This is a genomic window from Pedobacter petrophilus (genome assembly GCF_009674725.1).
GTDB classification, from domain to species: Bacteria; Bacteroidota; Bacteroidia; order Sphingobacteriales; family Sphingobacteriaceae; genus Pedobacter; species Pedobacter petrophilus.
In genome coordinates, this window is the sequence record NZ_WKKH01000003.1 from 197,611 (window position 1) to 219,614 (window position 22,004).

The window sequence follows — 22,004 nt, forward strand, 5'->3', positions numbered from 1 at the left end:
AATTTTTTTAAAAGAATACGCCGAAATTAAGCGCGATATAATGATTTCTCACATCCCTGTTTTTCTCCGTAGTGATATTCGTAAAACCATTATTGAATGTTAATCCGGCTACGATACTGGTATTCCCCGAAATATCAAATTCACCGCCGCCTCCAATCAATAGCCCGGCACGGTAAAATTTAGTGTTATCACCAATCTTTACGTCGTTTAGTTTCACAGTACTGCTCACCGCATCTTGTTTAGCACTTAATAAAATGGCGTTCGACAAACCAAACTGGCCATAGAAACGTCTGCCATTATCCTTTTCGGTTTTAAGTTTAACGGTTAACGGCAGTTCCAGATATTGAACTTTATATTTTAAATCGTAAGCAACCGGGATGCTTTTATTGGCACCTGGATCCAGACTTTTAATATATGTAGGGTCTACTTCCGTACTTTTCCCGTTCATAGTAGTAATTGTTAAACCTGTCGAAAAACTATAATTAGGTGCAAAGTTAAAATCTCCTATTAATCCATAAGAGAACCCCAAAGCTACACCGTCGGTTTTACCTTGTTCAGGTTTTACCCATCCAATAGTTGGCGAGGCAGTTAAACCTAACCTGAAACCATAATTTGTTAATGTTGGAATTTGGGAAAAAGCACTGAGACTTAGAAATGATAAAATTAAAATAGTCGATATTTTTTTCATACTGATGTGTTTATATTTGTTGAACATGATTTATAACGTAAAACACAGACAAATTTATCTAATTTTTCTCTTTGCCCTTGCATTTATTTCTTGCAAGCGCGATAACCGGCCTGATGTGAGCAATATAAATTTAGATATTCAAATCGATAGATTCGATAAAGCACTTTACGTGGCCAAGGCGAAAAATGTTGGCGAAGTTGATCAGATGCTGGCAAAAAAGTATGGTGTGTTTTATGATGATTATATCCATAGAATGATCGGTTCGCCGGAATATAATAATGATGAAGTTTTGAACACATTATATAAAGATCAGGCTTATACCGACCTTACTAAAGAGGTAGACAGCATTTTCCCTGATCTGAATGCCCAGGAACAAGGGTTAACGGAAACATTTAAATACATCAAATACTATTATCCAGAGGCAAAAATTCCAAAATTCGTTTCGTTTGTATCAGGCTTTGCTTATCAAATGCCAGTTGGCGATAATTATTTAGGGATCGGTTTAGATATGTTTTTAGGCAAAGACAGTAAATTTTATAAGGCGATTGTTCAAAGTGTGCCTTTATATCTATCCCGAAGATTTACCCCTGAATATATTGTGCCAAGGGTGGCAGAAACCTATGCGCATGAAGAACTTTTCCCGGAACCCGATGAAAACCGGACGCTGCTTTCAAAAATGATTTTCCAGGGAAAAATTCTTTATTTCCTTGATCAGGTTTTGCCAGAAAACATCACTGATTCTACTAAAATTGGCTACAGTAAAGAACAACTCGAATGGGCCCAACGTTTTGAAGCTGACATCTGGGCATACTTCCTGGAAAATAATTTTCTTTATGAAACTGACTATCAAAAGATCCAGGTATTTCTATCTGAAGGACCTTTTACCCCGGGTTTGGGTGAAAATAGGGACTCGGCACCAAAGTTAGGTACATGGACGGGCTGGCAGATTGTGAGAAAATACATGGATGAAAATCCAAAAATAACGCTCCAACAACTCATGGCAGAAAATGATGCGCAAAAAATTCTGAGCCAATCGAAGTATAAACCAAAACAAAAATAATGTTAGCTTTATAAAGATTACATGTAGTACTGGCAGACAATTTGTAACACGTCTTGTCAATTATTAATACCGGAAATCTATATATGAAAGTTGGCATCGTTTTATCAGGCGGAGGAATACGGGGAATAGCACATTTAGGTGTTTTAAAAGCCTTTAGTAATTTAGGCATTACTTTTAGCCACATTAGCGGAACAAGTGCGGGCGCAATTGCCGGTGCTTTCTTTGCCGCCGGAATTGATCCGGAAGAAGGATTAAATATTTTTTTAAAAACGAAATTATGGCGATTTGTTCGTCCTGCTGTTGGGTCATTAGGCTTGATTAATATTGAAAACACCTCCTTAATTCTAAAGGAATATTTCCCCGAAAATACCATTGAAACACTTAAAATTCCTCTTACCATTGCTGCCGTAAATTTTAGCGAAGGGCGGTTGGTTTATTTTACTAAAGGACCATTAATAAGAGCTATACAAGCATCAAGCTGTATTCCAGGTATTTTTAAGCCCATTATGATAGATGGCCAAATGTATGTTGATGGTGGAATTTTAAATAACTTTCCGATAGAACCCTTAATGGAAGATTGTGACTTTATTATTGGTTCTTCCTGTAATCACCTTAAACCGGTAGATAAAATTACTGGAATTACTAATTTAATGGGCCGCGCAGGAATCATGTCCATCAACCATGATATGGAAAGGAAAGCGAAGTTTTGCAACGTACTCATTGAGCCAAAAGGTTTAGGTGCCATCAGCACATTTGATATGAAACGCGCTGAAGATATTTACTGGCTGGCACATGAAGAGGCTTTGATTACCATTAAAAACAGCCCGACCATTTCTCAACTAATTACGAAATAATATTCAATTTCATTCATATAGCACTATAACACTGACTAACAAGCAATTGAAGGGCATTTTTCATCTAACGCATGTAATAGCTTTGATCTGCTACGCCAGCTTAACTAAACGTTCACCTACTAAAACCGGAATGGCTTCGCAAATATTTAATTGCAGACAAAAAACCACGTCTTCCTCTATATTTAATTGTGCCAGGCGGTGGCTATGTGATGATTTATGTAAATATTTTCTTAAGTCATCTTTTGCAAGCAGGTATAAATCTTCAGCAGCTACACTGGAATCATCAAAATGCTCGAACTTCTGACGAAGCTGATTAACCACGGCACCTGCAAACAAAGTATCTTCTAAATTGAACTGATCTTTCCAACCAGCACATAACAACAACACATTTTTATTCTGATTTTTTAAATAGGCGCAAAGTGAATCAAGATTCAAAAATGAGCCGATAACCACCTGGTGTGCTCTTTTTTGAGCAAGATGTAATGCTTTCGTTCCGTTAGTAGTCGTTAAAACAACTGTTTTACCACCAACTTTCTCTTTGGTATAAGAAAACGGAGAATTTCCGAAATCATAACCGGCCACTACCTCTCCGTTTCGTTCTGCGGCAAGTAAATAACCTTTGTCTGCATAATTTAAACAGTCTTCAACATTTGCTACCGGAATAATTGCTTCGGCGCCATTTTCAATACCGTAAGTAATCGATGTTGTTGCCCTTAAAATGTCAATCACCACTACGATACTTTCTTCAATATCGTATAAATCAATCAATGCAGGGGTTAAACAAACTTCTATTTTTTTAGACACTATAAAAAAGATAAAAGGCGTAAGGCTAAAGGTAAAAGGTTTGGATTTTACCCCTTAGCCTCATACCTTAAGCCCTAAACCTTATTTATAAAAAGGAAACTTAACTACTTTCGCTTTAATTGGCGTATTGCGGATATTGATAAAAATTTCTGTTCCTTCTTTCGAGAAATCTTTAGTTACATAACCCATACCAATTGCTTTTTGCAGTGATGGTGCCTGTGTTCCTGAAGTTACTTTACCTATAATATTCCCTTCTGCATCTGCAATTTCGTAATCATGACGGGGAATACCGCGATCAATCATTTCGAACCCAACTAATTTCTTTTGAATCCCCGCTTCCTTCTGAGCTTGTAAAGCTTCAGAATTTGTAAATGGTTTAGAGAATTTCGTAATCCAGCCTAAACCCGCTTCAATTGGAGAAGTGGTATCATCAATATCATTTCCATATAAACAGAAACCCATCTCTAAACGTAAGGTATCGCGTGCACCCAAACCAATTGGTTTAATGTTCTGGGCTTTGCCAGCTTCAAAAATGGCATTCCAAATTTGATCAGCATGTTCATTTTCAAAATAAATTTCAAAGCCACCCGCACCTGTGTAGCCAGTTGCTGAGATTACTACGTTATCTACGCCAGCAAATATTCCTTTAACAAAAGTATAATACTCCATAGAGGCTAAATCCACATCGGTTAAAGTTTGCAAAGCATCTGCAGCTTTTGGACCCTGGATGGCTAATAAAGATGTTTTATCAGAAATATTGTGCATTTCTACATCTTTGGTATTAAACTGCTGAATCCAGTTCCAGTCTTTCTCAATATTAGATGCATTCACCACTAACATATAGGTCTGCTCATCAATGCGATAAACCAAAAGATCATCTACAATTCCACCATCATTATTCGGCAGACAAGAATACTGAACTTTGCCATTGTACAACTTAGACGCATCATTACTGGTAACCCGTTGAATTAAATCCAACGCATTTTCACCTTTCAGAATAAACTCGCCCATGTGGCTGACATCAAAAACACCTACTCCGTTACGAACAGTTGCATGTTCTGCATTGATACCTTCGTAAGTAACAGGCATATTATAACCTGCAAATGGAACCATTTTAGCGCCTAAAGCGATGTGTTTTTCTGTTAATGCCGTATTGTTCATACCTAATCTTTATTTGCCGCAAAAGTACTAAGAAAACAGCAATGTTTATGGCCTAATTTTACCGGATTTAGCTTGACGGATCAAACTTTGCAAGTTTCAAACCTGTGAGGTTTAGATACAGTAATTCAAATCTTAATATTACCAGGATAGTTTAAGATCAATTTGTTATTTTTACTTTATAAATGGAGCTGATTTTTAATTAGTTCCATAGAAAGATAACCAAATGACAACAAAAATTATCGCAACAACTCCTGAATCGGAAATTGTAACCTCCAGAATTTTTAATGCGCCAATTGAAACCGCATTTTCCGCATGGAGCAGGCCTGAACATTTAAGGAACTGGTGGGGACCTGCAGGTTTTACCAATACCTTTAATGAGTTCGATTTTAGCGTTGGCGGTAAATGGAAATTTATGATGCATGGACCTGATCAAGGGAATTACCCCAATGAATGTGAGTTTATTAAAATCGAAGAACCAACACTGATTGCCTGGAAGCGATATTCAAAACCACTATTCCAGGTAGTGGTAAAATTTGAGAACATTACTAAAGATCAAACTAAAATTGTATTTAAAATGCTGTTTGATACTGAAAATGAATGCAATAAGCTAAGGCCCTTCGTTACAGATAAAAATGAAGAAAACTTCGACAAATTAGAAGTTGAATTAAAACAAATGCTTTCTTAAATTATAATTATGAGCATTAACGGAGAACTATCAGCTGAAAGAACGGAAGAATTGATTAATCTTTTAAAAAGCCGTTTTGATAAGAACATGAAACGACATCAGGCGCTAAAATGGCCGGATGTAGAAACCAGATTAAGAGCGAATCAACATAAATTATGGTCGCTCAATGAAATGGAAGAAACTGGTGGTGAGCCAGATGTAGTTTCCTTAAACAAAGAAACTGGCGAATATCAGTTTATCGATTGCTCGGCAGAGAGTCCGAAAGGCCGAAGAAGTTTATGTTACGATCGTGAGGCACTGGATGCCAGAAAGGATAATAAACCAGTAAATAGTGTGATCGATCTGGCTGCGGAAATAGGAATCGAACTCTTAACGGAGGAACAGTACCGGGATTTACAACAACTGGGTAAGTTTGATGAGAAAACATCCAGCTGGATCAAAACACCTGATAACATCAAGGCGCTTGGCGGTGCACTTTTTGCTGATTTTCGCTACGATACTGTTTTCGTATATCATAATGGTGCACAATCTTATTATGCAGCCAGGGCTTTCCGCGGATTGCTAAATATCTAGATCAGTATTTCTTTTTGACAGGTAAATTTGATTCTAAGCACTAATCAATTGCTCGTAAATTTTAAGCATTTTGGAAGAAATTAAATAAATGCCATGATCGGTTTCGACAGTTTTACGGGCATTCTCCCCAATCTCCATCCAACGTTTTGGGTTGATAATACATTGTAGAATAGAACGGTAAAATTCATCAGCAGAATCTGCGATGAGGATATCATAACCATGCTTGCAATTAATACCTTCGGCCGCCGTGGTGGTAGCGATGATACATTTTTTCATGGCCATGCCCTCAATAATTTTTACCCGCATACCGGTGCCTGAAATCAGCGGAACGATCATAATCGCTTTAGAATTCATGAAATCTACCGCATCGAAAACTTCACCCTCTACAATCAGGTTATCAGAATCATATTCAAAGAAATGTTTCTGCATATTCTTGCCCGCAATGTAAAAACGAAGATCTTTATTCAGCTTTTCAATATCCGGCCAGATATCATCCAAAAACCATTCTAAGCCTTCCCGATTTGGCCTCCAATCCATAGCGCCCAAATGAAACAGGGTAGGAAAACTAGTCTTTGTTTTATCAACCTGATATCTTTCTAAATCTATAGCTACCGGAAAAACCGTCATCGGTACTTCACAGCCAAACCGGAGAATGCTTTGCCTGTCGGGCTCACTAATCGCAAAAATTTGATGAAAACGATTGATCTGTTCAGTTTCATAGGCCTTTAAACGTTGTGCCAGGAACGCCAGATATTTCCTTCGAAGCAAAAAACTTTCAGAATGAGAAAGCCTTTCCCACATGGTAAACTCAATATTATGCGCCCGGTAGATCAGCTTGGCATTGCTATTCGCCTTAACAACATCCAGATAAGGAACTACAAAAAGTCCTTCAAACTGGATGATATCAAAAACATTTTCCCTAAGGATATTTTCCAACTGACTGGCAGCCTCATCACTGTAAAATCTCGAAATATTATAAGACTGGTTAGTGAAGATATTGAAAAATGCAGACCAGACATTCACATCGGTGTCTAAATCAACACTGTGATATTTTATCTTTTCGAACACAGGATCAGAAATCTCCTCTATATCTATCTTTCCCTTGGAGGGATTTAAACTAAATAAAGTAATATCTGCACCAAGTTGAAGCAAACCCTTCATGGTATTATAAACCACAATGGGATAACCACTATTTGGCGGAAAGGGAACCCGCTTAGTTATTAATAGAATCTTCACAATGCTGTGAAAATACTAAATTTTAAACGGTTTTTGAAAACAAATCCAACTGTGGATCGCGAACATTAAATGTTTTTCTATGAAAAGGAGAAAGACCTATTTCCATCACCGCTCTCCGGTGGGCAATTGTAGGATAGCCCTTATTCTGTTGCCAGTTATAATGAGGATAGTCGATATGTAAATTAGCCATAAATTCATCGCGATGGGTTTTAGCAAGAATCGAAGCTGCAGCAATATTCAGGTATTTGCCATCACCTTTTATAATACAACAATGCGGAATTTGTGGATAGGCTTTAAATCGGTTTCCATCGATCACAAGATATTGGGGTTGAGTGTGCAACTTCTCTATGGCACGATGCATCGCTAAAAAAGATGCATTTAAAATATTAATCTGATCAATTTCTTCATGATCGCAGGAAGCAACGGCCCAGGCTAAAGCTTCCTTTTCAATAATCGGGCGTAATAAATCGCGTTGGCCGTGATTCAATTGCTTGGAATCATTTAATCCCTCCAGATAAAAACCTCTTGGTAGAATTACCGCTGCTGCAAATACCGGCCCGGCTAAGCAACCTCTCCCCGCTTCATCACAACCTGCCTCTAAAAATTCTTCCTGATAACAATTTAACAACATGATGCAAATTTAAATTATTAATGCTTAAATATTGTCAAACGAAATTAGATTCGAAAAATTTTAGCTTTTACAGATTAAACGCTAATGTTCTGTCCTTTCACATCAAATGCATCGCGAAGGCCAATTGCCAAAACGTTAAAAGCATAAACCGTAAGCATGATGGCTAATCCTGGCAAAATTGCTAGGTATGCAGCATCCATAATGATATAACCATAATGCTCCTTAATCATACTCCCCCAGCTTGGCATTGGCGGTTGGGCTCCGAAACCTAAAAAACTTAAACCGGTTTCTAACAGAATTGCTGATGCAAAATTTGATGAAGCCACCACTAAAATCGGCCCGGCAATATTTGGCAAAATATGTTTAACAATCGTTCTTGTTGTACTAAAACCCAGCGCCCTCGCAGCTTCAACAAATTCTACTTCTTTCAGGGCCATTACCTGCCCACGCACCAGTCTGGCAACATCGACCCAGGTTGACAAACCTACCGCAATAAAAATTTGCCAAAAGCCTTTACCCAGGGCGAAGGAAATGGCAATCACCAGTAGCAAAGAAGGTAAAGACCAGACCACGTTCATAAACCAGCTGATTGAAGCATCAATTCTTCCTCCGAAATAACCTGCAATGGCACCTAAGCTTACGCCGATAAAAAGGGAGATTAACACTGCCATTAATCCTACTGATAAAGAAACGCGAATACCTAAAATTAAACGGCTCAACAAATCACGTCCGTATATATCTGTTCCAAGTAAATAGGTTTGCTCATAAGTATTGTATTTTTCAAAACGCTGTTCAGGTGTTTCTGATTTTTTTAGCAAAGCGCAATCAGGGCAAAGCGCTTTAAGACTATAAATTGATTCTTTACTGGTTTCTTCTTTCCCGATATATTCATGAACCAGAACCTGATTGCCATTGATTTTGTAAGATGTAATGGGGATACTTTTGAATCTTGGCTTTTGTCCATAAAGCATTCTTTCTAAAAAACTCACCTTTTCTACATTCGGGTATCTTTGAACAATCACAAATTTAAACCTCGATCCCATTGGTTCCTTACTAATCTGAACCATTTGGGTATTGGCATCTGGAGAATCAACCGGAACAATAGTATATCCCAAAATTCCCATCGCCATTAACAGCAAAATGAAAATGAGACCAGCGAATGCCAATCTATTTCGCTTAAATTTTAACCAAACTTTTCTCGACGGGCTGTTATCCATTACCTAACCATTCTACCTTTCCAGTTGTATTTGCCGCTATTTCCGGCAATGCCGATATATACCATGTAAAGAATGTGTAAAACAGTTAAAACAGGGATTAATATGAGTAAGCTTCGTCGTTTTGCAAAGCCGGTAACGTCCCATAAAAATAAGCTTTCTAAAATCATTTTAACTAACAATTGATAAAATGTAACCATTAAAAACCCTGGGAAAAACAGGCCAGCAATAAAGTTAGCCAGGATACTGACATTAAAAACCCAAACAAAAACGCCTAAAACGATAATGGCTTTATTTTTATAGCGGGTACTTTTAGAAGCCCACCGTTTTCGTTGTTGTAAAAAAGACTGGAGATTTTCTTTGGCGTGCGTGTATACTATAGCAGCACCGTTTTTAAGAAACCCAATCTTGTCCGGATACTTTGCCGCAATTTTATGAAGTAATAACTCATCATCACCAGAGGCCAGATCATCAATTCCCTGAAAACCGCCAACCTCATAAAAAGTCTTTTTTTCGTACGCTAAATTTGCACCATTACAAGTTGAGGGTTGCCTATTGCCAATAGTAGATGCGCCCAGGCCAATTAAATAAAGAAACTCCAGCGACTGTAACCGTTCAAAAAAGCTCTTCTCTTCAAAATAAGCTACCGGAGAAGAAATCATTTTATAATCCCCCTTTTCATAATAATTTACAATAGTGGAAAGCCATTGGTTCCCCATTCTGCAATCAGCATCAGTAGTAATAATTAAATCCCCTGAACAAGTTCCTATTGCAGTCTGGATGGCCTTCTTTTTATAAGAATTAAGTGCCAGGTCTTCGTTCAACCTAATTAATTTTACCCCTTGATTTGCATAACTTAAAACAATTTCTGCTGTCCGATCTGTTGAATGGTCATCAATAAAAATAATTTCTGTCAAGTGTTTTGGATAGTTTTGAGCCACCAAATCTTCAATTGTTCTGGTGATATTTAACTCTTCATCGCGGGCAGCTACAATGATTGAAACTCTGGTTTCAGGTACACTTTTGCTTGGAGAAAAATTGATAAGTTTGTGCCAACCTCTTATAAAAGTGAACACAAGAAAACCATAAACGAGGGTTAGCGCAGCAGATAATAAACTAGTTAGACTTAGAAATTCCAAAAAAATTGAGTTTAAAAACGAAATATGTGCCTAATATAGCAGGAATAATAATATTTATCAGCCAGATGCTCGCTGTACAAGCAATTACGGCAACATGTTGATCGGTTATATGCTTAAATAATTCTACTGCCGTAATGCTTCTGATGCCCACATCGAATAGATCTAAAGATGGTAAAGCAGATTGAATGAAAAACAATAAGCAAGTCATCATTACGATATCAAGATAATTTAAACCAGGAATCAGCCATGCAAAAAGAATAAAGTATTGTGAGCTGAAAACCACATAGCGGGCCAGGCAAAAAAGTATAATTTTGAACAATTCAGCTTTTCTGTATCCACCTAAAATGCTATAAAATTTTTTATATCTCCTGGTAAACTTAAAGGATAACAAAATTCCATTCAGCCACTGGATATTAAAATAGAATACAATAAAAAATAAACAAAATACAGACGCTAAAATCACAAGCGCAGTAAAAACCAAATTATCTATAGGTATAAACTGGTAAACAAAAAAGCATGCTGCAATGGCACCAAACACATTGGTAAGTACCAGCTGTCCGATATTTCCAACGGTCATGGCTACAATCCCCACAATCCGTCTTTTTGGGGAGAGGAAAAATACCCGCCCACCATATTCGCCCAGACGATTAGGCGTAAAAATAGCAAGTGTTAAACCACAAAAAACCGATTCTATTGCACGATAGAAAGTAATGCGTTCGATATGGGTCATCAACCTTTTCCACTTGGCCGCTTCTAAAAACCAATTTACCAGCATGAGTACCAATACAGAACCAATCACCACAATAATCTCTATTTGAGGAATGTTGCTTAACAGTAATTTAAAATTACGCAGGTTTTCATTCGCCACCAGCTTATGGTAAATAAACCAAAAAGCAAATACTACAATGGCGGCTTTAATCAGTAAGGATAATGTTTTTTTATTCTTGTCTGTCAAGATTATCTTTTTAGTTTGCAAATATGCTTAATATTGCTGTAATGTTGAACGAAAAAAAGGAACGGGTAATTTTAGGTATAGACCCCGGCACGGCGGTGATGGGTTACGGCATTATCTTAGAAAAAGGAAGTAAAACGGAATTGATCAGCATGGGGGTAGTAAAAATGACTCACCTTGACGATCCATTTCTTAAACTTCAACGCATTTTTGAAAAAACAGTGGTACTTATAGATCAGTATAAACCAGATGTACTGGCGATAGAGGCCCCTTTTTATGGTAAAAACATTCAGGTACTTCTGAAACTTGGCCGGGCGCAGGGAACAGCCATTGCAGCAGCCCTTTCCAGGAACATTTCAGTAACAGAATACTCTCCACGTAAAATAAAACAATCAATTACAGGCAGCGGAAATGCATCCAAAGAACAGGTGGCTGCGATGTTGCAACGTTTGCTGAATTTTAAAGAAACCCCGGAGTTTTTAGATGCCACGGATGGACTGGCAGTTGCCGTTTGTCATTCATTTCAAAAAATTACTTCCGGAGGAAAATCTAAAACATATTCGGGTTGGGAATCTTTTGTAACCGATAACAAAACAAAAGTTAAAGGTTTGGCCGTTAAGGTTAAGAAATAATTGGTTAATCGTCATAGCGGAGCACAAAGAAATGCGATGAATTTGCCTGTGCTTCACCATGGCGACCTGATCAGTTAAGCAGGATTATTCCGGTTTATATTTTTCGTTGCCAATTCCAGCTTATTTTTTCTGATAAAATACCTGATTATCAGAAAAGTGCCAATGCCTGCAAGAATGATCAACCACAGATTGGATAGTATCAGGATAATCTCTTTAAAAATTGACCATCCGTTAACTATCCCCATCCATAAACGGTTTCCAAAATTCGGTTTATAGTCACTTACATCATCATTAGCGATTATCATCGTTTTAATGGTATTATCCTGATAAAAATTAAGGGTGATTGTGCTGTATTTTACTTTGCTATCAATTAACTGATTTTGGATTTTCTTATCCACATAATCATCTTTAATGATCATTGACGTTTCTACATTCGAACTTTTCTTGCTGGCCAGTTTATTAATTTTATCAACAGCTTCTACCCTATTTCCAGCCTTTAATTTGTTTGATAAATAGACAATACTTTGGTCATCCATTTTCAAAGATTGATTATCTACAAACACCGCCATTTTAGCAATGGTATTGGTAAAGTTATCCAGTTTTTCTGATGGCACTTTAGCTACCACATATCCCTCAGTCCGGTATGCCGTAATTTCTTTAAGAGAGTCTACAGATTGCTTTACTTTTTGCGTTTCCTGGATGACACTTTCGATTGCAAATTCGGCAATGGTACCACCCTGGGCTTTGATGGTCTCACTAAGTTTTTCTTTGGTATTCTGAACATCCTTTACGCGAAACCGCATATCGGCTGTTTTGATAATCTTTGTGGCAGCTATGCTATCCGGCGATTGTACATTTTCCAATGTTTCTGTTGAAGCAACATCGCCTTGTTTTTTTTCAGCATTCTGGCAGCCGAAGATGCTCAGCACTATGGCTATAGCAATAATATTTCTTTTCATGATTTTGTGGTTCTGTCTTTTAATCATTGTAATATTATCTTCCCTGGCCAGTGAAGTTGCGGTATTTTTATATTTAGATAACCGCGTTTCTCCTTTATACTTAAAAGTGATTTAGGTAACCCAATCAGAATATTTTATACTTCTAATTAGCTTAAGAGGCACATTTAAAAAATCTTAGAAACAAAAAAGCCGATTATGACGGTACATAATCGGCTTCATTATTTAGAAAGAAATATCTACGCGTCTAAAATTTTAAATACACCTTTAATGCAGATAAATGCACCGATAAACAAAATAATCCATGAAACTAAGGATAACATAGATGAATCGAAGGCAAAACGTAAATAAGTACCAACCATGCAAACCAGTACACCAAAAATTATTAATTTATAAATTCCAGCCTGGTTAGCTGTTTTCATACTTTCTGTATTGTGCTTTAATCCGTTGTTCTCCATAATGTTTATTTTTATGATGCTGCAAAAGTAATACTTATTGCTGAATAATTACAAATACTTAGTAACTTTTTAATCGTTCTAAACGCTGTTTTGCTTTATCCTTATCGTTTAGTTTTTCACCTTGATATAAGGGTTTTTCCCAATCGCCATACATAGGATTTGGCAACACGATATACTTACTTCCAAAAAGTGCCTGAATTCTATTCACCTGCGCTGTTGTATTCTTATTTTCACGATAGAAGACATTTGAGAAATCACTTAAGTTATCGCCACAAAACATCAAGATATTATGGGTTTCGGCAACCTTTTGTCTGCGTGGCTCTTTGTTAGAAGTACCCTTGGAAACAATTAGGTGTGCATCATCAGCAAATGGAAAACCAAAAGCCTGTAAATTCTTCAATGTTGCCGCGTAATCTTTTTCATCCCGGTTACTGATGTAAAAGGTTTCTATATTTTTAGAAGCCGCAAATTTTAGAAAAGCCAGCGCTCCGGGAATGGTATCTGCTTTCGCAAGGCCGGTCCATTCCGTCCAATCAGCAGGATTATAGCTTAAGCCTTTTTTGATTTCATGACCTTGAAATGCAGCATTATCCAAAACCGTTTCATCAATATCTACAACTACACAGTTCGGCTTTTTACTGGTATCTGCCCATAAAGATTCTTTTAATGATAAGCGGGCGAAGTTGTAAGCCTGAAAACATAAAGCCCTGTACTCGCCTGAGGTTTGCTGCCAAAGTACCGCATTGGTATAATCTCTAGCAGGCGATTGTGCGTTTGCAAAAAACGGAATTAATGCGAGTAATGTAAATATGTATTTTTTCATTTTTTCAATTGAAGAACAAAGGTATTAACTCCTTTTTAAGCGCAATGAATTTATTCTGATTTAAATGAATTCGTTCTCAGCCCATTATGTTTAAAGCATACATTACTTACATCATTGCATAAGCATTCGTTTTTAAGAATATATTTTACTGTTTTAAAAAGGAACCCCTATCCTCTTTCGACAAAATCAAGGCTTCCGCACCGGGATAGGCTTGTGTAAAAGTAGTAGGAATTTTATTTCTACCTCTTTCACTCCATTTAAACTCAACCGCCAGAAATTTTGATTTCGTTTTTTCTACATAGTCGATTTCCTGTTGCTGCGTAGTTCGCCAGAAAAAGCAGTCAGCTTCTATTTGGTTTTGGTGTAAAAACTTCATCCGCTCGGCGATCATATAATTTTCAAACAAGGCGCCAACATCATTTCTATTACTTAACGAATTAAAATTCCGGGTAATTGCATTTACGATCCCGGTATCATAAAAATAGATTTTTTTATTCTTCTTAATTTCATTACGCACATTACCAGAAAAAGCCGGAAGAGTAAAGACAACAAAAGACTTTTCTAACAAGCTCACGTACTTATCTACCGTTTTTTGATCTGCCTTAACCAATTGGGCCAATTCTGAAAAATTAACTTCACTTCCTATTTGTAAAGCTAATGCCTTTACAATTTTTTCGAATAATAAGGGTTTTTTAACATCTTCCAGTGCAAACAGGTCTTTATATAAATAGCTATCAGCAAGTAATTTTAAATGCTCCTCCGCATTTTGCGGATCATTAATAATTTCAGGGTAAGAACCAAAAATCAATCTTTGCTCCAGAGATCTTTCCTCAGCAAGGAAATCAGTATCATTTACCAGTTCAGCATATGAAAACGGCAGGAGCATCATTTCATATTTCCTACCTGTTAGCGGTTCATTAATTTTGCCAGATAATTCAAAAGCCGAAGATCCGGTGGCAATTACCTGCACGCCTTTAAAGCGATCTACTATAATTTTAATGAGCACCCCGACATCATTTATACGTTGCGCCTCATCTATAAAAAGAACTTCGTAAGTGCTTAACATTTGCGTAATCTTTGCTGCGTTTGGTTTCGCAAGCGTTTCTCTCACATCTGCATCATCGCCGTTGAGGTATAGTGTCTTCTTATTTACTTTAGCCAGTAACTGTTCTACAAAAGTAGTTTTACCGGTTTGGCGCGGACCAAAGATGATGAAAGCTTTCCCTTTAAATAACCTTGCAAGGGCATAATCTAACTGTTTTCTAACAATCATAAGAAATAAACTAGAAGACAAACATAATAATTCTGGATTACAATCCTAAAAAAAACATAATAATTTTGGATTACAATCCTAAAAAAACATAATAATTTTGGATTTGACAACTAAACATCTGAATAATTTGTTAGAATCCAGATTTATAGACATTAACATTTTATTGATTCATCTATTTTTATAGCTTTGGAAACACACAAATAAAATCAAAATATGAAAATCAAAAATTTACTAAGCCTCGGCATGGTCTTGCTGTGCTTTGCTGCCTGCAAAAAGGATGATGCAATCATTGAACCACCTATTGATAAGCCCGACCCATTAGCGCTATTGGGCGATTCTGCCTCCTACACTATTAATGGCAAGTTAATTACAGTTAATAAGGTAAATTCGTTTGGCGGTTTTAATTTACAACCGAATTCAAAAGTAGATTCAATTGTTAAGTATACACACTACATTTCTGGAGATAAGGACTCTATTATGTTTGGTCAGCGTTACGATATCCATGATGTAGATTATCATAATGATATTAGTGTTGTTTTCGCAAAGAAATTCAACAAAAAAAACATGAACAGTAATAATGGTATTTGGTCCAACACACCTAAAAATTATCTAGAAATGTTTTATACCGGTAATTATCCGTATGCTGTAGACCTTTACAAAGAGAACACACAAAATGGGATTGCAATTTTTGTTCGTAATGAAAAGCAATTTTTTAAAACTAGTGGCCAAGATTATTTTGGATCAGCAACTACTATTACAAAAGATGCTCAAAAAGATTCAAAATTTGAAGTTATTAAGTTGACTAAACTAAAAACTGGCAGCTATATGTTAGAAGCTAAATTTAGTGCGACCATCTTTGATGAAAATGAAAAACCTAAAAAGGTAGAAAATGGTTACTTAAGGTTAAAATTAAATATAATTTAAGCCTTATCAAAAACCCCCTTTTCAACTAAGAAATGGGGGTTTTATTATTTTTATAAAGACTCAAGACTTTCAACTCAAGACTCCAAACTAATCCTATCCGTTCAATGCTGCCGCACCACTTACAATCTCTGTTAACTCAGTTGTAATAGCCGCCTGACGAGCCTGGTTGTATGAAAGTTTTAAGGCTTTTAATAACTCACCTGCATTTTCAGTTGCTTTGTCCATTGATGTCATACGGGCGCCATGCTCAGATGCGTGAGAATCTAATACTGCTTTGTATAACTGAATTTTAATAGATTTTGGAATCAATTGTTCAACGATCTCTTCTTGAGAAGGCTCAAGAATATAATCAACGTTAGAAGCCTTTGTATTTACTTTGGGTGCCTCTTTGGCTTTTGGCAATGGTAATAGTTGTTCAGTAGTGATAAACTGTACTGCCGCATTTTTAAAACGATTATAAACTACCTCTACTTTATCAAAGTCGCCTTTAATAAAACCAGCCATAATAGCATCGGTAATTTTAGTTACGTTTTCGAAAGTTAAAGCAGCATACACTTCATTATTATTCCCTATCACGTTATAGTTACGTTTCTCGTAAAAATCCTGTGTTTTCTTACCAATAGAAATAATGCTCACATTACCGTTTTTCAGCTGTTCGCTATATTTCCCAGCAATTAAATTATTGGCCGCTTTAATTACGTTCATGTTAAAAGCACCAGCCAAACCACGGTTTGATGATACTGCAACAATCAGAACCTTATTGGGCTCACGTTCCTGAATAAAAGGTGATGAAGACCCCTCTAAACTTGCCGAAAGATTTTCTAAAATCTCTTTCAGTTTAGTTGCATAAGGACGTAAAGCGATAATTGCATTGGTGGCACGCTTCAACTTAGCAGCCGAAACCATTTTCATAGCTTTGGTAATCTGTTGCGTTGATTGTACCGATGCAATCCGGTTTCTTACTTCTTTTAAATTAGCCATTCTTTATAATAGTCTTCAGTCTAGAGTCTCAAGTCTAGAGTCGGCAAGCGACTACAGACTTAAGACTGTTGACTAAATTTAGTATTTACTTGAAATCTCTTTTGCAACTGTATCTAAAACGCCAGTAATGGTATCATCAAATTTACCAGCTTTTAAGGCCGCTAAAGTTTCCGGATGACGCATTTCTAATTGCGTTAAATATTCAGTTTCAAATTCTTTTACTTTATCAACCGGTACATTACGCATTAGGTTTTTAGTACCTGCATAAACGATAGCCACTTGTTTTTCTACCGTAAACGGCGTAAACTGTGCTTGCTTTAACATTTGTACGTTACGTGCACCTTTATCTAAAACTGATTTGGTTGCCGCATCTAAGTCAGAACCGAATTTAGAGAAAGCCTCTAATTCACGGTACTGAGCCTGGTCTAATTTTAACGTACCGGCAACTTTTTTCATTGATTTAATCTGAGCATTACCACCTACACGTGATACCGAAATACCTACGTTAATAGCCGGACGAATACCTGCGTTAAATAAGTTCGATTCTAAGAAAATCTGACCATCAGTAATTGAAATTACGTTAGTTGGAATATAAGCAGAAACATCACCAGCTTGTGTTTCGATAATTGGTAAAGCTGTTAATGAACCACCACCTTTAACGATATGTCTTATCGATTCTGGTAAATCATTCATTGCTTTAGCGATATCATCGTTAGCATTGATTTTTGCAGCTCTTTCTAACAAACGACTGTGTAAGTAGAAAACGTCACCTGGATATGCCTCACGGCCCGGTGGACGACGAAGTAGTAAAGATACTTCACGGTAAGCTACAGCTTGTTTAGATAAATCATCATAAACAATTAAAGCCGGTCTACCTGTATCACGGAAAAATTCACCAATTGCAGCACCGGCAAACGGAGCATAAAACTGCATTGGAGCAGGATCAGCAGCCGAAGCAGCAACTACAACTGTATATGGTAAAGCACCATTTTCCTCTAGTGTACGTACAATGTTTGCAACGGTAGAATTTTTCTGACCAATAGCAACATAGATACAGAACACCGGCTGGCCTGCTTCATAAAATTCTTTTTGGTTAATGATGGTATCAATACAAACAGCAGTTTTACCAATCTGGCGATCGCCAATAACCAACTCACGCTGACCACGGCCAATTGGAATCATCGCATCAATTGCTTTAATACCAGTTTGTAAGGGCTCATTTACCGGCTGACGATAAATTACACCTGGTGCTTTACGCTCTAAAGGCATTTCGTAAGTTTCACCTAAGATTGGACCTTTACCATCTAAAGGTTCTCCTAATGTGTTAACTACACGGCCAAGCATACCTTCACCAACTTTAATAGAGGCAATTTTTTTAGTACGTTTAATTGTATCACCTTCTTTGATTTCGTCAGAAGCACCTAAAAGTACCACACCAACGTTATCTTCTTCAAGGTTTAATACAATGCCTTGCAGGCCGTTTGCAAATTCAACCAACTCACCCGATTGAACTTTAGTTAAACCGTAAACACGGGCAATACCGTCGCCCACTTGCAACACGGTACCAACTTCTTCCAGTTCGGTTTCTGATTTGAAGCCCGCCAATTGCTGTCTGATAATTGCCGATACTTCGTCTGGTCTTACCTCTACCATAATCTATTTATATCTTTTTGTAAATGTTTAGTGCTCGGCGCATGGCGGTTGGCGTTCAATGCCACACGCTTAGCGCATCCTTTTATTGTAGACTTGGCAATAAGCAATTAATACTTTTACCTCGTGCATAATGTTTTTATTTTTCCGGTTTTGGCAGTTTGCCTAAAGCGCTTAACGCCTTGTGCAGATGCCTTGCGCTAATGCGCTAATTCTTTTTTCAGCTTACTTAAACTGTTGGCGATACTCGCATCAAATTGCTTATCGCCAACCTTTAATATAAAACCACCAATTAATTTATCATCAACTTTTTCGTTAAAAATAACTTCTTTAGCTCCAAGTTCTCTTTTTACTATTGCAACAATTTCCGCTTTTGCTTCTGCACCTAATGCCGTAGCACTGATAACATCTGCAGTAACAATGCCCTTAATTTGATTGTATTGTTTTACAAACTGCTTCGCCGTGGCAAATAGTATTGATGAACGGCCTTTTTTTACCACGATTGTAAAAAAGCTAAGGGTTAGTTTGCTTACTTTACCAGCAAAAATACCACTTAAAATACCTGTTTTTTTATCAAGAGGTACAATCGGGTTTTTAAGTATCGCTTCCAGTTCAGGGGTATCGTTTACTACTTTCTCAAACAAAATCATATCATTATAAGATTCAGCTAACACGTTATTTTCAACGGATAGATCTATTAATGATTTAGCGTACCTGCCTGCAACTTTAATTTCTGACATATATATTTGAGTTGAAAGTTAAAAGTTGAAAGTTGAAAAGACTTAGCAATCAACTTTATACCTTAAACTTTACACTTTAACTTAATTTAATTCAACGTCTTTTAACAAATTAGCCACTAATGCTTCTTGTTTCGCTTTGTCATCTAATTGATTACGCAAAACACGCTCAGCAATTTCTAAGGATAAGGTAGAAACCTGACCTTTAACTTCTGCTAAAGCTACTTTCTTTTGATTTTCGATTTCGATTTTAGCTTTTTCGATCAATTTAGCACCTTCCAGCTGAGCTTGTTTTTTAGCCTCATTTAAAATGCCATCTTTCAGCGTTTTAGCTTCCTTCAAAATTTCATCACGTTCTGCACGTGCCTGTTGCATTAAATCCTGATTCTGGGCAGTTAAACGAGTCATTTCCTGTTTAGCCAATTCAGCTTTATTCAACGCCTCATCAATGCTTTGCTCACGCTCGTGGATAGCCCCTAAAATAGGTTTCCATGCTAGCTTTCTAAGTAATATTAATAAGCAGATAAATGCAAGTGCCGTCCAAAAAACCAGTCCAATGCTTGGGGTTACTAATTCCATTTTATATATTTTTTTACTTAATTTCTTATTAAAACCGGGAAAGCAACCAATCGTTGAATTCCCGGTTTATAAATTCCAGTTTGCTATTAAACTTGTAAGCCTAATAAAGCAACTACTACACCGAATAAAGCAGCACCCTCAATAAGGGCAGCAGCGATAATCATTGCAGTTTGAATTTTTGATGCAGCCTCTGGCTGACGAGCAATACCTTCCATTGCTTTACCACCTACATGACCGATACCGATACCTGCACCAATTACTGCTAAACCGGCACCAATTGCCGCGATTGAACCTACCATAACTAATTTAATTATATAATTTGTAAAAAATAGTTTTCCGTTAATGATGCTCTTCTACCGCCATTCCGATAAATAGAGCAGATAATAATGTAAAAATAAAAGCTTGTAAAAATGCCACCAACAATTCCAACACATCCATAAATAAAACAAATGCCACTGAAACCGGCGCGATAGCCAAAGTTTTAAAAATAAAGATTAGTGAGATTAAACTCAATACAATAATGTGACCTGCAGTAATGTTTGCGAACAAACGAACCATCAAAGCGAATGGCTTGGAAACAATACCTATTAACTCTACAGGAATCATGATTGGATATAACCACCAAGGTACATCAGGCGTTAAAATGTGTTTCCAATAATATTTATTACCGTTTAAGTTTACCACCAACATGGTAGCTGTAGCCATTACAAATGTTAAAGCAATGTTACCTGTTACGTTTGCGCTACCAGGAAAAATTGGCACTAAACCCAATAGGTTATTAAATAAGATGAAGAAGAAGATCGTTAATAAATAAGGCATGAACTTCGCGTATTTATGACCAATGTTTGGTTTAGCGATATCATCCCTAACGAATATAATTACCGGCTCTAAGAAAGATTGTAAGCCTTTAGGCGCCTTACCAACTCTTTTTCTGTAACCCGCTGCAACTGCAGAGAAAACAATAACTATTAACGCAATAGCGATAAACATTGCCGCTACGTTTTTAGTAATGGAGAAATCGATCACCGTATCAGATGCAGTCTCATCTAGCTGTCCATCAGCACCAACAACCTTAATGTTCTTATTGAACATATCTTTAGTCATACTTTGCTTTAAACCAGTTACCAAACGATATTTATTGTATTTACCCTGGTAATCGTGTTCTCCGTTATGAAAATTTGCAGAAGAGAAAATTTCTAAACCTCCGGAAGTATATAAAATTACCGGAAGCGGAATAGAAGTATGTCCCCATAAATGCCAGACATGTGAATCAGCAATGTGTTCCATGATTACTTTCGTAGGCTCAAATTTCTCTTCGCCATGCGCTGTAGCACCAGGTTCTCCGGAAACTGCATGAGCAGATTCAGCCAGAACACTATCAGGCGACGCAATTGCGCTATCAACTTGAGCGAAAGCATCATTTCTGAAAGATAAAAACGCGATTAAAAGCGTAAAAACAAACATTACCTTCTTAACTTTCATCACAAAAACTTGGTTACAATCCATTTATTGGCAGTTTTTTACTTTAAATTTTGGTGGCGCAAGTTACGTAACAAACAGTATATTTCAAAGGCAGTAAACAAGAAATACACAGAAAAAAAATTTAGTGCAAAAAGCAGCCCGTTTCCCTTTGCTTTTATACTGTAAACCAGCACAAAAGCCATACAAAAAATCATTTTCACCGCAATTGATCCCATTATCGCCATTATCCCCACTTCCGGATCTCTTTTTATTCCAATATCCACAAGCACATAGGCGATATAAGTGATGCCAGCCATGAAACCGAAAACTACCCAGAAATTTTTAACAAAAAGTTGTTTCTCAGGAAAAGCGACTGGCAAAACTGCGATAACCGCAATTAATATCCCTACGAAAATGAAATAGATGCTTGTAAATTTGGCTAGCGTCAATGGAATAAATTCTTTGCAAATAAAAACTTCGGCAAAGATAAGTTTTTTAAACAACTCACTGGTAGAGAATAACTAAATTATTAG

25 protein-coding genes are annotated in these 22,004 nt (G+C 36.9%); 6 read left to right on the plus strand and 19 right to left on the minus strand.

The window, feature by feature from the left end; genetic code table 11:
• Positions 1–7 precede the first annotated feature (7 nt).
• Positions 8–688 (minus strand): porin family protein, encoded by a 681-nt coding sequence (locus GJU39_RS03140; protein WP_154279233.1) that lies wholly within the window; start codon positions 686–688, stop codon positions 8–10.
• Between the two features lie 25 nt (positions 689–713).
• On the opposite strand from GJU39_RS03140, the gene gldB reads away from it, so the two are divergent.
• Both gldB and GJU39_RS03150 read left to right on the plus strand, forming a co-directional pair.
• The gene (gene gldB / locus GJU39_RS03145; RefSeq protein ID WP_154279234.1) at positions 714–1,748 is read left to right on the plus strand and encodes a gliding motility lipoprotein GldB; all 1,035 of its coding nucleotides are present in this window, start codon (positions 714–716) and stop codon (positions 1,746–1,748) included.
• Positions 1,749–1,831: 83 nt separating this feature from the next.
• Complete coding sequence (locus GJU39_RS03150; protein WP_154279235.1) at positions 1,832–2,602, plus strand: patatin-like phospholipase family protein; 771 nt, start codon at positions 1,832–1,834, stop codon at positions 2,600–2,602.
• Between the two features lie 90 nt (positions 2,603–2,692).
• On the opposite strand, the gene GJU39_RS03155 is transcribed toward GJU39_RS03150, so the two are convergent.
• On the minus strand, positions 2,693–3,406 hold the full coding sequence (locus GJU39_RS03155) for a 2-phosphosulfolactate phosphatase (RefSeq protein WP_342448167.1): 714 nt from the start codon (positions 3,404–3,406) through the stop codon (positions 2,693–2,695).
• 81 nt (positions 3,407–3,487) lie between these two features.
• Positions 3,488–4,567, minus strand: a complete 1,080-nt coding sequence (gcvT, locus tag GJU39_RS03160) for a glycine cleavage system aminomethyltransferase GcvT (RefSeq protein WP_154279236.1) — start codon at positions 4,565–4,567, stop codon at positions 3,488–3,490.
• A 223-nt stretch (positions 4,568–4,790) separates the two neighbouring features.
• Between gcvT and GJU39_RS03165 the strand changes: the two genes are divergently transcribed.
• Complete coding sequence (locus GJU39_RS03165) at positions 4,791–5,252, plus strand: SRPBCC family protein (RefSeq protein ID WP_154279237.1); 462 nt, start codon at positions 4,791–4,793, stop codon at positions 5,250–5,252.
• A 9-nt stretch (positions 5,253–5,261) separates the two neighbouring features.
• On the plus strand, positions 5,262–5,825 hold the full coding sequence (locus GJU39_RS03170) for a DUF4256 domain-containing protein (RefSeq protein WP_154279238.1): 564 nt from the start codon (positions 5,262–5,264) through the stop codon (positions 5,823–5,825).
• A 33-nt stretch (positions 5,826–5,858) separates the two neighbouring features.
• Here the strand turns inward: GJU39_RS03170 and GJU39_RS24165 are convergent, their stop codons facing one another.
• The 5 genes from GJU39_RS24165 to GJU39_RS03195 all read right to left on the minus strand — a co-directional run bounded on the left by GJU39_RS24165 (position 5,859) and on the right by GJU39_RS03195 (position 11,000).
• Positions 5,859–7,061 carry a glycosyltransferase family 4 protein gene (locus tag GJU39_RS24165; RefSeq protein WP_342448168.1) on the minus strand — a complete coding sequence of 401 codons (1,203 nt, stop codon included), beginning with the start codon at positions 7,059–7,061 and terminating at the stop codon, positions 5,859–5,861.
• Positions 7,062–7,083: 22 nt separating this feature from the next.
• A complete protein-coding gene (locus GJU39_RS03180; protein WP_154279239.1) occupies positions 7,084–7,692 on the minus strand; it encodes a ribonuclease HII in 609 nt (202 codons plus the stop codon).
• A 74-nt stretch (positions 7,693–7,766) separates the two neighbouring features.
• The gene (locus tag GJU39_RS03185; RefSeq protein ID WP_154279240.1) at positions 7,767–8,909 is read right to left on the minus strand and encodes an ABC transporter permease; all 1,143 of its coding nucleotides are present in this window, start codon (positions 8,907–8,909) and stop codon (positions 7,767–7,769) included.
• Complete coding sequence (locus GJU39_RS03190; protein WP_154279241.1) at positions 8,909–10,045, minus strand: glycosyltransferase family 2 protein; 1,137 nt, start codon at positions 10,043–10,045, stop codon at positions 8,909–8,911. Before GJU39_RS03190 ends, GJU39_RS03185 begins: the two co-directional genes overlap by 1 nt.
• Positions 10,023–11,000, minus strand: coding sequence for a lysylphosphatidylglycerol synthase domain-containing protein (locus tag GJU39_RS03195; protein WP_154279242.1), 978 nt, complete (start codon positions 10,998–11,000; stop codon positions 10,023–10,025). Before GJU39_RS03195 ends, GJU39_RS03190 begins: the two co-directional genes overlap by 23 nt.
• A gap of 41 nt (positions 11,001–11,041) precedes the next feature.
• Here GJU39_RS03195 and ruvC point away from each other — a divergent pair, with 41 nt between their 5' ends.
• Entirely contained in the window at positions 11,042–11,629 is a 588-nt protein-coding gene (gene ruvC / locus GJU39_RS03200) for a crossover junction endodeoxyribonuclease RuvC (RefSeq protein ID WP_154279243.1), read from the plus strand.
• Between the two features lie 74 nt (positions 11,630–11,703).
• Here the strand turns inward: ruvC and GJU39_RS03205 are convergent, their stop codons facing one another.
• The 4 genes from GJU39_RS03205 to GJU39_RS03220 form a co-directional block, all read right to left on the minus strand.
• Complete coding sequence (locus GJU39_RS03205; protein ID WP_154279244.1) at positions 11,704–12,588, minus strand: DUF4349 domain-containing protein; 885 nt, start codon at positions 12,586–12,588, stop codon at positions 11,704–11,706.
• A 236-nt stretch (positions 12,589–12,824) separates the two neighbouring features.
• The gene (locus GJU39_RS03210) at positions 12,825–13,043 is read right to left on the minus strand and encodes a hypothetical protein (protein ID WP_154279245.1); all 219 of its coding nucleotides are present in this window, start codon (positions 13,041–13,043) and stop codon (positions 12,825–12,827) included.
• 58 nt (positions 13,044–13,101) lie between these two features.
• Positions 13,102–13,866: a 5'-nucleotidase, lipoprotein e(P4) family gene (locus GJU39_RS03215; RefSeq protein WP_154279246.1), complete on the minus strand. Its 765-nt coding sequence runs from the start codon at positions 13,864–13,866 to the stop codon at positions 13,102–13,104.
• A gap of 145 nt (positions 13,867–14,011) precedes the next feature.
• On the minus strand, positions 14,012–15,139 hold the full coding sequence (locus GJU39_RS03220) for an ATP-binding protein (protein WP_154279247.1): 1,128 nt from the start codon (positions 15,137–15,139) through the stop codon (positions 14,012–14,014).
• Between the two features lie 213 nt (positions 15,140–15,352).
• Between GJU39_RS03220 and GJU39_RS03225 the strand changes: the two genes are divergently transcribed.
• Positions 15,353–16,063, plus strand: a complete 711-nt coding sequence (locus GJU39_RS03225) for a hypothetical protein (protein ID WP_154279248.1) — start codon at positions 15,353–15,355, stop codon at positions 16,061–16,063.
• 93 nt (positions 16,064–16,156) lie between these two features.
• On the opposite strand, the gene atpG is transcribed toward GJU39_RS03225, so the two are convergent.
• From atpG to GJU39_RS03260, 7 genes are all read right to left on the minus strand, one after another.
• On the minus strand, positions 16,157–17,044 hold the full coding sequence (atpG, locus tag GJU39_RS03230) for an ATP synthase F1 subunit gamma (protein ID WP_154279249.1): 888 nt from the start codon (positions 17,042–17,044) through the stop codon (positions 16,157–16,159).
• 78 nt (positions 17,045–17,122) lie between these two features.
• Positions 17,123–18,697, minus strand: coding sequence for a F0F1 ATP synthase subunit alpha (atpA, locus tag GJU39_RS03235; RefSeq protein ID WP_154279250.1), 1,575 nt, complete (start codon positions 18,695–18,697; stop codon positions 17,123–17,125).
• 197 nt (positions 18,698–18,894) lie between these two features.
• Positions 18,895–19,434: an ATP synthase F1 subunit delta gene (atpH, locus tag GJU39_RS03240; RefSeq protein WP_154279251.1), complete on the minus strand. Its 540-nt coding sequence runs from the start codon at positions 19,432–19,434 to the stop codon at positions 18,895–18,897.
• An 81-nt stretch (positions 19,435–19,515) separates the two neighbouring features.
• Positions 19,516–20,010, minus strand: a complete 495-nt coding sequence (gene atpF, locus GJU39_RS03245; protein ID WP_154279252.1) for a F0F1 ATP synthase subunit B — start codon at positions 20,008–20,010, stop codon at positions 19,516–19,518.
• Between the two features lie 86 nt (positions 20,011–20,096).
• Entirely contained in the window at positions 20,097–20,309 is a 213-nt protein-coding gene (atpE, locus tag GJU39_RS03250) for an ATP synthase F0 subunit C (RefSeq protein WP_088299481.1), read from the minus strand.
• A 40-nt stretch (positions 20,310–20,349) separates the two neighbouring features.
• The gene (gene atpB / locus GJU39_RS03255) at positions 20,350–21,516 is read right to left on the minus strand and encodes a F0F1 ATP synthase subunit A (RefSeq protein WP_154279253.1); all 1,167 of its coding nucleotides are present in this window, start codon (positions 21,514–21,516) and stop codon (positions 20,350–20,352) included.
• Between the two features lie 14 nt (positions 21,517–21,530).
• Complete coding sequence (locus GJU39_RS03260) at positions 21,531–21,974, minus strand: hypothetical protein (RefSeq protein WP_245227670.1); 444 nt, start codon at positions 21,972–21,974, stop codon at positions 21,531–21,533.
• Between the last annotated feature and the right edge of the window lie 30 nt (positions 21,975–22,004).